General features: G+C 37.3%; 2 tRNA genes. Both read right to left on the reverse strand.

Annotated features, from left to right (window positions below):
• Nucleotides 1–114: 114 nt before the first annotated feature.
• A tRNA-Ile gene (locus RH99_RS18125) sits at nucleotides 115–191 on the reverse strand.
• 5 nt (nucleotides 192–196) lie between these two features.
• Nucleotides 197–272 (reverse strand) — tRNA-Ala (locus RH99_RS18130).
• Nucleotides 273–324 lie beyond the last annotated feature (52 nt).

Raw genomic sequence — 324 nt, forward strand, 5'->3', positions numbered from 1 at the left:
CCAATTAAAGATTAAAATTTACAAAGGTTTTGTTCATTGTTTATTTCTACTTTACTTTATTTCACTATGCAATTTTCAAAGTACACATATAATTTTGGAACAACTGTTCCAAAATGGTGGGCTTAAATGGACTCGAACCATCGACCTCACGCTTATCAGGCGTGCGCTCTAACCAGCTGAGCTATAAGCCCACAAATGGTGGAGATAAAGAGATTCGAACTCTTGACCCTCTGCGTGCAAGGCAGATGCTCTCCCAACTGAGCTATACCCCCATATGTCATATTACTGAGAATTCAATATTTTAATAAATTGAATACTACGTGT

This window comes from Clostridium arbusti SL206 (genome assembly GCF_000246895.1).
Lineage (GTDB): Bacteria > Bacillota > Clostridia > Clostridiales > Clostridiaceae > Clostridium_I > Clostridium_I arbusti.